The organism is Brucella pseudogrignonensis, assembly GCF_002252525.1.
Taxonomy (GTDB): Bacteria; Pseudomonadota; Alphaproteobacteria; order Rhizobiales; family Rhizobiaceae; genus Brucella; species Brucella pseudogrignonensis.
On record NZ_NNRM01000051.1, the window covers coordinates 20,250 to 32,182 of the forward strand.

The window sequence follows — 11,933 nt, forward strand, 5'->3', positions numbered from 1 at the left end:
AAAAGAGCCCGACCATTAAGGCCGGGCCAAGTTCACGACGGACGGAGATAGGTAAAACTATCAGTCGTGTTTATGTTCTGTGTGCTTATGTTCCTCGTGCTTGTGTCCCTCGTGGTTATGGCCTTCTTCGCCTTCATGGACCTTGCCGGAACCACCAACCGCAACGATATTAAAAGGCTTGCCCTCAACCTTGATATCGCCAGCCTTTTCAAATGAAACAGCATTGACGAGGTGCAGCTTGCTCTGGAGAGGATCGCTCACCACAACGTTGTCTCCCGCGACGGCGATGCGCGGACGCGGATCGCTCCAGTGACCATCCATCGAGTAAGGCTCGGTCAACTTGATGGAATGAATGATTTCACCCTTCAGAATATCGATCTGGTGCAGCTGGCCGTCCTCCGTGAAGACATAGGCAAACTTTGGGCGCACCGGATCGACAGCAAAATGCACGCGACGGGTCGGCAATTGCACGAGACGGAAACCACCATCCGCTTCAGATGGATCAACCAAAACGATACGGTCAGGTCCGTAGTTGCCCGCGAAATACTGCAGACCCTTGCCGCCGATCAAAGTTGAAGCGCTGGCTTTAGGCAGCGATGGATCATAAGGAAGATGCTTGATGACAGGCTTGTCGCCGTCCTGCGAGATCAGCAACAGGCCGGTATCACAGGCAAGAGCATAAATGCTTCCCGATCCGGCAGAACCGTGCAAGCCGGGGCAAGCAACGTCTTCACCAACCTTATTCCCATCAAAGTCAACAATTCGCGCACCGATCGGACGCTTGGATGCATCGTCCGGATTTGGGATCGTGACGACGGCATATTTATCATAAGGAACGGCAACGCCATGGTGTGCAGCACCAACGCTGGCCGTTTTCACATCCAGCTTGCCATCTTCAACGGCCTTTTCGGTGAAAAAACGTGCCTGGTCTTCACCGTCGAACCACTGAGCTATATTACCCTGACGTTCGACAAAATGCGCAGGCTTCGTTCCCGTCAGCGATACGTCCAGAAGCTTTGCATCATCGATATCGATATCTGCATGATCGCCGTGATCGTGGAACGAAATTCCCGATGAAATCGCTGAAACTGTGCCGTCAGCACCCTGTACGGCATAAACAGTCTCACCGCTTTCGCTGCGATAAAGCGAAGCCGGGCCTTTCACCTTGAAGCTGGCAAGCTTGTCGCCATCAAGCGCATCAATCACGTTGACGACAGGCTCTGCATGATCCGAGACAAAGAGCCGCCATGCGGTTACGTCATCCTCTGCTTTCGCGCTTCCGCCAGCCAAAACCGCTGCCATGGCAATCGCCGAGGCTGTCAGCATAAGCTTCTTCATAGAACTCTCCTATTTAATGATATTACATAACATTCAAAGCCACAGCCGTAGTGATATGAGCTGCGCTTATTGGGGGATGATTGCGTTGCGAATGGTTTCGGCATTGTGCCGCATCATGTCGATATAAGTCGCGGCTGGACCATCAGCGGCAGACAGGGCATCCGAATAGAGAACACCACCAAGCTTGAGCCCGGATTCAGATGCGATTTGTTCGACAAGCCGGGAGTCGGCAATATTTTCTGCGAAAACTGCTGAAGCGTGATCTTGTTTGATATCACGAACCACGCCAGCAACATCGGCAGCTGACGCTTCAGATTCCGTAGAGACCCCCTGTGGCGACAGGAACTTTATGCCATAGTCATTCTCAAAATACCGAAACGCATTATGAGCGACGACAACCACGCGCTTTTCCTGCGGAATTGACCCGACCGTATTCTTGATTTCGGTATCCAGCTTGTCGAGATCGGCTTTATAGGCAGATGCATTCTGCTTGTAGGTATCGCAACCATTCGCATCTGCCGCACAAAAGGCATCGGCAATGTTCTGCACATAGACCTTGGCATTGCCGACCGACTGCCATGCGTGCGGATCAAAGGGCGCTTCGTGGAACACAGCCTTTGTGCCGTAATAGTGGTAGTGACCGCCATGCGGATCGCGCAATATATTCGCACCCTTGGTTGCTTCGAGGATGACTGCTTTCGTTTCGCTCGCCTCAACGAGACGGGACAGAAAACCCTCAAGCTGCAGCCCGTTGACCAGCACGACATCAGCTTTTGCCATGGCAATAGCGTCCGAAGGCTTGGGCTCATAAACATGTGCATCACCATTTGGACCGACCAGTGTGCGGAGTTCAATGCGATCTCCGCCAACCTTTTGCGCCATATCGCCAAGGATGGAGAAGCTTGCGATGACATTCAGCTTCTTATCCGCAGCCATGGCTGGGAGGCAGATTGACGCGACCGCAATACTGGTCGCAAGGGCAAGTTTCCATTGCCTCATCATTTGGTTCGTCCTTCTTTCAATTAAGCTATTCTATGCGCGCGTCGGGTTCGCCGCGTGAGCAAAAGCCCGCGCGTTCCAGCGATCACCGACACGAAATAAAGCCCTCCGGCAGACAGGATGATTGCCGGTCCTGATGGCAGAGAGAGGTGGTAAGACAACAGTAGACCGAACAGCGACGCTGCCAAGCCGAACAATGTCGCCAGAATGCACATTGTCTCGACCCGGTTTGTCCAGAACCGCGCTGCCGCAGCAGGAAGGATCATCAACCCAACCGAAAGCAGCGTTCCCAGCGCCTGAAAACCTGCAACGAGATTGAACACCACAAGCCCGAGAAAGATGAAATGCACAGGCGAACCCAACCGCGAGACCGAGCGTAGAAACAGCGGATCAAGGCACTCCGCGATCAATGCCCGCCAGAGAGTTGTCAGTGCGGATAAGGTCACAACCGCAGCCAATCCGATGAGAACCAGCGCATCATTGTTGAGTGCCAATACTGTCCCAAACAGAACATGCATGAGATCAACACTCGATCCACGCATGGAGACGAGCAGCACGCCAATCGCCAGTGAAATCAGATAGAAAGCAGCCATGGAGGCATCTTCTTTCTGTATTGTTAGTCTGGACACGACGCCTGCGGAGAGTGCCACGATGACGCCTGCAATCATTCCGCCAATCGTCATGGGGACAATTTCCAGTCCGTAAAACAGGAAACCTGCAGCCGCACCCGGCAGTATGGCATGGGACATCGCATCACCAGTCAGGCTCATGCGTCGCAACATCAGAAACACGCCCACCGGGCATGCGCTGATCGAGAGCATGATCGCACCAGCCAAGGCACGCTGCATAAAGGCAAATTCGAGAAACGGGCTTATCAGCCATTCTTGGATCATGGACATCAGGCAGCTTCCCTGCCCGACAGAGCGGCATGTTCCTGATGCTTCGCGTTCCCCACATCGCACCAATGCGCCGTCTCATCCCATGCTTCGTTGAAGTGCCGGGCGCGTGCAAGATTTTCTGATGTCAGCACTTCGCGTGTGTTACCCCAGGCAACGGGTCGGCGCGCCAGAAGCAATGCATCCGGAAAATGGTCACGCACCAGATCGAGATCATGCGCGACCACCAGCACCGTGCGCTTTTCACAATGCCACGCCCTGATAAGCTCTATCAGATCAGCGACCGTGTTTTCATCGACTGCATTGAATGGTTCATCCAGCAAAATCAGATCAGCATTCTGAACCAGAACACGCGCAAAAAGTGTACGCTGCAACTGCCCCCCAGACAGACTATCAAGCGAACGGTTTTCAAAGCCCTCGAGACCAACCGCAATCAACGCATCAGCAAGAGCCTTGCGGTCTTCGGCAGTACGACGGCTCAAAAGCCCGAGCCTGGGCCACAAACCAAGCCCTACCAGATCAATAACGCGTGCGGGGAAGGAACGGTCAAGTTCCGATTGCTGCGGCAGGTAAGCAATGCTTTTTCCTTCCTGGACGATGCAGCTTCCCGCCATGGGCCGCAGAATACCGGCAATGCCCTTCATCAAGGTCGATTTTCCGCAACCATTAGCGCCGACAATCGCAGTCAGTGAGCCAATTTGGATTGCACCGCTGAGATGGTGAACCGCCGGGTGGCTGTTATAGCCAAGCGTCAGATCGCGAAAAGTCAGGCAGGCGTCACTCATAAGCTCAGGCATTCTTTCAAAATTGGGACATGGTCAAAACCAATGCTTGTAATGTTATTACATTAATATTCACCTTCGCAAGGGTTGAATTCGAAAATTCACAGCCGATAGCCAAATTGAGAAATACGCCATGCAACTTAAAATAGAGAAAAGCCTAAATATGTAACGATAAGTCTATTTTCAGTAATAAAAGGAATTTTTCATAAAAATTGCAGCCAAAATTCTGGATATTATTGTCAAAAGATGGATAATACCAAGCCTATCCATAGATCACCTCAGCACAGTCTTGCGTGCAAAAAGGCGGCAACAATCAGAACACCAGGCAACACAAACAAACTTCGGGGCCAAGTTTGGACAGTATCGGTGAGTCTTACCGTATCTATTCGGAAGCAGACTGCGCAGACGCGTCAGCTCTGGACTGGCCCTTTGCCTGTGCCATGGATCTTCTCAAACTCCCTATCGACACTGCAATAGCCGAGTTTCTTCGCTTTGTTGGCAATGTATCCGGCGCAGATCGAGCCTGGATGATCGAATATGGACAAGATCTCCTGCGTTTTCGCAATACGCATGAATGGTGCCGCGTTGAAACGACCTCTTATCTAGAAGAGCTTCAGGAAACACCCACAACACTGATAGCGTGGCTGCATCGTTATCTTGCAGCGGGCAGTGCTGTTGCGGTCAACAATGTTCATAATCTCCCGCGCGCAGCGCGGGCGATACAGGTCGAGTTCATTCGTCAGGGCAATAAGAGCATCCTCAGCATCCCGATCTTTCATAACGAGCGTCTGCGCGGGATTATCGGCTTCGATACCACGCATGAATACCAGAACTGGTCCGGCTCAGAGGTAAAGGCCATGTTTCATTGCGCAAGACTTATTGCGCAGGCACGTTATGCCCCACGCGAAAACCACATGCCGGAACCGGAAATCACCGACGAGACAGCAGCACTTGTTTATCTGAGAAAACGCGGCGTTGTGCGTGGTGTCGGCCCTGAAACCATCGTCGGCGTGCGGTCTGCAGGAAACTACAGTGAAATCTGGCTCAGTGATGGTTCAATGGTGCTTGATTCACGCGCACTTGGCATATGGATGAGCATATTACCGGAAAGCCTCTTCTTCCGAGTGCATCGCACGGCCTTCGTAAACGTTCTGCATGTCTCGGATGTTGATCGCAGCAAGCCGGATAAATGGTTGATCAAAATGCGCGCCATACAGCAGTCTTGGCCAGTTTCTCGCGTTTATCGTAAACCATTGCGCGAAAGACTTGGCGTGTAATACAACCCAATCATTCAACATTCAAAACACAAAGACCACTCATCCAACGGGCAGGTTGATTCATCCTTCTGTTATTGCTCGGGACGAGGCTTGTTTTCAATGCTTGCGGCATGAAAATAGCGACGCCAGTTTGTGAACAGGGGATCAACATGCGTTCGAGCCAATCGTTTGACTATCGCACTTCAAGCCTTATCCGCGCTTTGCTGATATCGAGCAGTTTGGTCGTCATGGCGACCCAGCAATCCAGTGCTGAGGACCTCGCTTTAAAGGACGCCGTCTCCATGACCGGCATGGCACTGTTCCTCAATTCCGGCGCGCCAGCACTCACCATCGCAGTGGTTCGCGGCGACGAAAGTATCGTTCAAGGTTTTGGCGAGACCGTGCCCGGCAACGATACGGAGCCAAACGGGAAATCGATATTTCGATTGGGTTCTATCTCGAAGGTGTTCGCAACCGATGTGCTTACCTCGCTGGCAGCCGATGGTAAATTGAAGCTGACAGACCCGCTCGCGAAGTACGCTCCAGATGGTGCAAGCGTGAAGCAGACGGGTCGACCAATTACATTACTTGATCTTGCCACGCATTCTGCAGGCTTGCCACGCGAGCTTGCAGATCCGAGCGCAAAACCTTCCGACAATCCGTTTGATGCCTTTAATCGCAACTATTACTGGAAATGGATCGGATCAAATGCACCTGCTTACGTGCCCGGCACGACCACGCTCTATTCCAATTTCGGTTATGGACTTATGGGGGATGCACTCGCCAAAGCAGGCAATAGCAGCTTTGCCGATCTGCTGAAGAGTAGAGTATTTGAAGCTGCGAGCATGGCTGACACAACAACAGTGCTGAACGACGAGCAGAAAAAGCGCATGATGGTTGGCCTTGATCCATTCAACAAGAATGATCCGAACAACATCGTACCAGACATTATGTATGCCAGTGCCGGTGTTTATTCGACGGCCGATGACATGGTGAAGTGGATGCAATGGCATCTCAATCCAACCGCTACAACAATGGAAGCACATACGCTCGACCATACAATGTGGTTACCTTATGACGGCCTCGAACGTGTCGTTGGCACGGAAGTGACCGGCGGGGAAGGAATGGGCCTCGGCTGGGTTGTAACGATGCCACGCAATGGTACACCTATGCTTCTGGGTAAGAGCGGCGGCCTCGGCGGCTTTATGACTTATGTGGTACTTTCACCCAACCGTAAACTCGGTATTTTGGTCGTCGCAAACCGCGTTAATTTCGGGATGTTCAATGATATTCGCTCAAGCGTTCACGAACTCGCTGCAGAGCTTGGGCCACAATAGCCCAAGCTCGCGTTTCTACCATTTGTAACGAAGCACGCCCTTGCCAGCATAATTGGCACTGGCACCTGAAAACTCGGCATCAAAAGCTGCTCCGAGTGAAAGGCCATTGGTCCAGCTCATCTCGGCTGAAATGCTGGCAAGTCCAACATCTTTGGGCGGCAATGCGCCATTGACCACAAAGCCTGCTCCGGGCAGGGCGTTTATTGCAGCGAAGACACTTCGCTCATTGTTGAAATTGCGGGCCCAAGCAAGGCGTCCACGGGCTGTAAACACACCGTCGGAAAGTGCGATAGACTTGTCGAGGCTCAAGCCCAGTTCGCTGCGTCCAACCGTTTCCTTTTGAGAAGAATAGCTAAGCGCATAGGTGTCACTGCCTGCATAGGCTTTTTCCGAATAGGATGGCAGATCGAAGCTCACAAACTGGCCCGCAGCATAAGGCGTTATGCCGAGCCATGGCGTTTCAAAGCGATAGCCAGCCTCAAGTCGCCCAGACCATGAATTGGCACGATAGCTGCCATTGAGCTGATCCGCTTCGTGGAATGAAACTGTACGTTCGGTATCAATGCTCTGCCAACCATAAGCAAGCGCACCAGTGATATAGGCATTGCCAATATTATGTCTGCCGTAGATACCTGCCTGGAACAGATCGGAGTCACCACTACCCATGCCATCTGCGAGGCTGAATTTGGTGCCTCCCCCAGCAACTGCAAAGCCTATGATCGTATCGGGCGAAACCAGATAGTCCGCGCCAACAGCTACGCCATAAACGCGACCGCGAGTATCATGCGAACCTATAGTCGCATTGCCATCGGTTGAACGAGCGCTACCGTAGCCAGCACCCCAAACACTCCAGCGATTTTCAAAAGCGCTCGCATCCGTTGTTTGTGATGTTGTGATACGTCCGGCTCGACCCGTTACCAGCGGATCGGCAAGCGTATTCATAAACTGGCTCATAGCATCAACGGTGGTTTGCTGCGCTGCTGTTGCAAGTTCTCCGGAAACCGCGCTCAGCCCATCCGCGTCTAATGCTCCGAAGGCGACGGGAATCTGGCCGTTCTCGTCAAAGTAGTTGACGAGTGCTGTCGAAACATTTTGCTGGTTTACATTCAAACCACCAATGCTCATTTCGAGATCAAGATAAACATTATTGGCATCATATCGCAGAAGCGAGGCGAAATTCTCTGGCAGATCTGTTGTTACTTCTTCGCCAAAGGTTGTGCCTGAAAGGCCACCGTTCGCGGAGAGAATATTGTAACGCTTCATTATGTAAGCGCCAGGATCAAACATAGCCTGGACAGTGGCACCGCCCAAATCCGCTTGTCCTGAAACGTTGACCTTATCTGAATTGGTCGGTGAAACCTCAACCTGATAAGCGGATGATGCGGTAAGCTGCAGATCACCTGCTACGTTTAAGGTGCCGATTGAATTGCCGGGTGCAAGTGTGCCGCCATCGACAAAGGTTTGCCCGACAGTACCGTTGCCGCCAAGTTCTGCACCTTCGTACACTGTTGTCAGTATCGAAGAACTGATGGAACCATTAACCGCAAGCCGCCCGGCCAGTACATCGGTAGCCCCTGTGTAACTGCTATCTCCTGTGAGAATGACAGCGCCTTCGCCTTTCTGCTGAAAGCCGCCGGTCCCGCTGATTTTCCCTGCAAATTCAAATGCGTCAGAGCGATTGAAGGCCAGCGTTCCATTGTTGGCAACATCGCCTGTGATCCAGCCTGATTTGCCACCGCTGCCGATCTGAAGCGTGCCGCTCTCGATGCTCGTTCCACTGGTATAGTAATTATCGGCATCAAGGATAAGTGCGCCGGACCCTGCCTGCACCAGTGCGCCGGTACCGACGATCAGACCTGAAAAAGTATAATCATCGTTGCGATTGAATGCGAGCGTGCCATCATTGAGCACGTAGCCGCTAATCGATCCGGTTTCGCCGCCGTTACCGACCTGTAACGTACCTGAAGTGATGAATGTGTTGCCGGTATAGCTGTGATCGCCGCTCAGGATGGTTGTCCCCGAGCCTGCCTGAAGAACCGCGCCTTCTCCGGAGATGACGCCGTTGTAAGTATAGGTGTTTGAGCGATCAAAGGTCAGTAGGCTGTTGTTGGCGATATTGCCTGTAAGGGAGCCGGTCGTGCCTCCATCACCAATTTGCAATATGCCGCCAGCAATTACAGTTCCCTGACCATAGGTGCCATTGCCAGAGATGATGAGCCGTCCGGCGCCATCCTTGTAGAGCGTGCCCAAAGATCCGGTTATTGGGCCGCTTAATTCGAGTGTTGTGCCGAAGATTGTATTGATTGTGGCATTTCCAACCAAAGTCACCTGACGATTAAGCTCGATATCGGCAAGAGTTATCAGCGCAGTGTTATTGTTTATCTCAAGTCTGGAAGAGCCAGCGTTAAGCCCAATGTTCCGTGCATCGGAGATCGCAAGCGAGCCACCGTAAATTGTGGTGCTGCCGTAATAAGAACTATTGCCGGTAAGCACGAGCATTCCGTTGCCGGTTTTGATCAGATTGCTGTCAAAGTTGTTGCCGGTTATTCTTCCAGCGAAAATAGTATCGGTATCCTGCGCGATTGTGAGTGTGGAAGCATTAATCGAAATTTCGCCGTCACTTCCGATCAGCGAACGCATCCGCAAATCCATACCATTGAGGTCGAGCAAGCCGCCCGTGATCACATAGTCGGAGTTGTAAGCGATCGCCGAATAGTTACCCTCTTCGATACGCAACGTACCGTCGTTAATCCAAGTGCCACCGGACCAGCTGTTAGCTCCACTGAGCAGAAGCGTACCGCCGCCGTCCTTGAACAACATACCATCGCCGGTAACGCCGCCCGAAAGCTTCATTTCTTCGCCGAGGAGAACATTAATCGTCGACACGCCGCCAAGCGTTATGGCCTGGGTCATGTCAAAGCTGTTCGCGGTTCGTAGCATGGCATTGTCGATAATGAGAGTATTGCTCGATGCACCAAGGTTCTGCATCGAGGCTATTTGAAGTATGCCACCGCTGACGTAAGTATTGCCGCTATATGTGTTGTTTCCCCATAGAACGAGCAGGCCGTCTCCGGTTTTTTCAAGACCTGATGTGCCGGTAATATCGGCGCTGATCACAGCCCCTTCATTGTTGAGGACACGTATTTCCGGCACATCAATTTCAAGGCCGGGACCGCTGTAGCCCACCAGATTGAGTGTGGCACCTGAACTCCCATCAATTCTGTAATTGCCGCCCGCAAACTGCAATCCGACCGCTGATTGAGCGCCTTCAATCGTGACCAGACCACCAAACCCGCGGAAGATGGCATAGCCATGGCCCCATGTTGTGTCAGCCGTGCCGCCAATTGGGTCTGACCAGTTCTGGCTTGCAGTGTTCCATGTGCCATCCTGATTGTTGCCACCAGGAATGCCGCCATCCCACAGCTGGAGAATATTCAGCCCCTGAGGACTGACAAGCAGGTCAACTGACCGCGAAACGGAAGTGTCGATGGCATAATTGTAGCCAAAAGGTGTGGTGTCAGGCGTTGAACCTACATTCAGTCCGCCATTCTCCTGCGTAAGGCTACCTGTATAGGAGATCAAGCGGTGATAACCGATTGCTGGTTCACCTGAGATATTCAAGGTCGTACCATTCAAAGCAACGTTACCGTTAACGACAGTTGTTGCGCTGGTCGCTATCCCACCAACGGCGAGATTATAATTATAAGCCGCGCCGCTATTAAACGTCGCATTGCCGTTCACGATGAGTGAGGCTGTATCGCTTGGTAAAAATGCCCCGCCGGAATTCAGTGTGAGATCACCATTGATGGTCATCGACCGCGTGCCGCTCGGTGCGAGAGTGCCACCTGCATTAATGATTGTCGTTCCGACCTGGCCTGAACCCTCCAGACGACCGGCACTGCCGACCGTCAGCGTACCACCGAGTTTTGCTCTTTCGGCCATGTTCAGGGTACTATTGGTGACGGTCGCATTGCCGTTGAAAAGCGAACTGTCACCCGTCAGTTTCGTTGTTCCCGAAAGAAATTTGAGGTTTGCAAAACCCGATATCGACGCATCAAAACTGTAGTCAGTTGCATTGTGATTAAAGACTGCGTCTGTAAAGGGAGCGAGCAGAAGATCACTTCCGACGAAGAAGCCTGGTGCTACTGCGTTCTCTCCTTCGGCAGCGCCGATATTCACAACCCCATAGGCCCCATGATCACCAACATCGATCATACCGCGTGGCGCACCAATCGTTGCGCCATCCGAAATGGTCAGTGAGCCACGACCGCCATCATTATCAACATTGCCGCCGCTGACAAAGATTTCCTGCGCGGTCCATTTTGTACCTGTGCCAGTGACGACAACAGAGCCTATTGAACCAGAGTTTCGTCCGATAGCAACTTTACCGGATTGAACCTGTGCGCCGTCAGAAACAGTCATGGATCCCTGACCGGAATCGCCAACGGCCAACATGCCACCTACAGTGAGTTTCGACTGCGAGCCGGTAATATTGACCATACCCGAGACAGAATTATTCTCGCCGATCAGCAGATCTTTTCCAACTTTGACAGTGCCACCATCGGAAATCTCAAGGCTGCCTGTATTGATATTGCCAACGAGAAGAGACTGATCGACAGTCCATTTCGCGGAATCTGCAGTGCCGTTTCCATTGACGGCAACTTCACCACCATCAACGAAACCAATGTCGGATTTCAGATAAGACTGGCTTCCAACCACCAAACGGCCAGCACTAACGCTCACATCCGCAAAGCGTGAACTGGATTTTCCGTTGAGTGTCCAAGTGCTTCCATCCTGCTTCATCAGATGGTTCAAGCCCAGATACTGGGTTCCAATACCACTGAGATCAAAGGTCGCATTCTCACTACCTGCCAAGGAAAGCATGACATCAGTGCCCAGATTGACTTCACCGACCAATTGATAGCCATTGCGAAGCTGCAGCACATTGTCCGTGCCATTGATGGAAACAGCGTTTGCGCGTGTTCCATCAGAACCAAGGCCACCGGACACTATTCCCGCCACACCGACGATGGATTGGGATGCAGAACCTTCAATCCCGATGCCGCCAGTTGAACCGTCGCCGCCCTGAATAACTGCGCCTTTACCGACATCTATTCGCAAGTCGGCGCCAGAGTTGAGCCATATGCCCTGACCGCCCTTGCCCGCCAGACCTGGTTTGCCATTGCTTGGCGACATCGTGCCTTCCTGGACTGAACCATGGTCTCCACGAAATCCCCGGTCTCCGCCCTGCCCACCTTTAACGCTTGCGCCTTCGCCCAGAATGATATGGCTATGATCCGCATTCAGGCCACCCAATACAATGCC

Annotated in this window: 7 protein-coding genes; 2 read left to right on the forward strand and 5 right to left on the reverse strand. The window is 52.3% G+C overall.

All coding sequences use genetic code 11. From position 1 onward, the window contains the following. Positions 1-60: 60 nt before the first annotated feature. From aztD to aztA, 4 genes are all read right to left on the reverse strand, one after another. Positions 61-1,338, reverse strand: a complete 1,278-nt coding sequence (gene aztD, locus CEV34_RS24730; protein WP_094544737.1) for a zinc metallochaperone AztD — start codon at positions 1,336-1,338, stop codon at positions 61-63. A gap of 66 nt (positions 1,339-1,404) precedes the next feature. Next, positions 1,405-2,340, reverse strand: a complete 936-nt coding sequence (gene aztC, locus CEV34_RS24735; protein ID WP_007879949.1) for a zinc ABC transporter substrate-binding protein AztC — start codon at positions 2,338-2,340, stop codon at positions 1,405-1,407. A gap of 20 nt (positions 2,341-2,360) precedes the next feature. Next, complete coding sequence (gene aztB / locus CEV34_RS24740) at positions 2,361-3,236, reverse strand: zinc ABC transporter permease AztB (RefSeq protein ID WP_007879957.1); 876 nt, start codon at positions 3,234-3,236, stop codon at positions 2,361-2,363. Next, a complete protein-coding gene (gene aztA / locus CEV34_RS24745) occupies positions 3,236-4,018 on the reverse strand; it encodes a zinc ABC transporter ATP-binding protein AztA (protein ID WP_007879960.1) in 783 nt (260 codons plus the stop codon). Before aztA ends, aztB begins: the two co-directional genes overlap by 1 nt. Before the next feature lie 350 nt (positions 4,019-4,368). On the opposite strand from aztA, the gene CEV34_RS24750 reads away from it, so the two are divergent. Both CEV34_RS24750 and ampH read left to right on the forward strand, forming a co-directional pair. Next, positions 4,369-5,292: a GAF domain-containing DNA-binding protein gene (locus tag CEV34_RS24750; RefSeq protein WP_094544738.1), complete on the forward strand. Its 924-nt coding sequence runs from the start codon at positions 4,369-4,371 to the stop codon at positions 5,290-5,292. Between the two features lie 149 nt (positions 5,293-5,441). Next, entirely contained in the window at positions 5,442-6,608 is a 1,167-nt protein-coding gene (ampH, locus tag CEV34_RS24755) for a D-alanyl-D-alanine-carboxypeptidase/endopeptidase AmpH (protein ID WP_007879969.1), read from the forward strand. A gap of 15 nt (positions 6,609-6,623) precedes the next feature. Here ampH and CEV34_RS24760 read toward each other — a convergent pair whose 3' ends face one another. After that, positions 6,624-11,804 carry an autotransporter domain-containing protein gene (locus tag CEV34_RS24760; RefSeq protein ID WP_210199596.1) on the reverse strand — a complete coding sequence of 1,727 codons (5,181 nt, stop codon included), beginning with the start codon at positions 11,802-11,804 and terminating at the stop codon, positions 6,624-6,626. Positions 11,805-11,933: the final 129 nt, after the last annotated feature.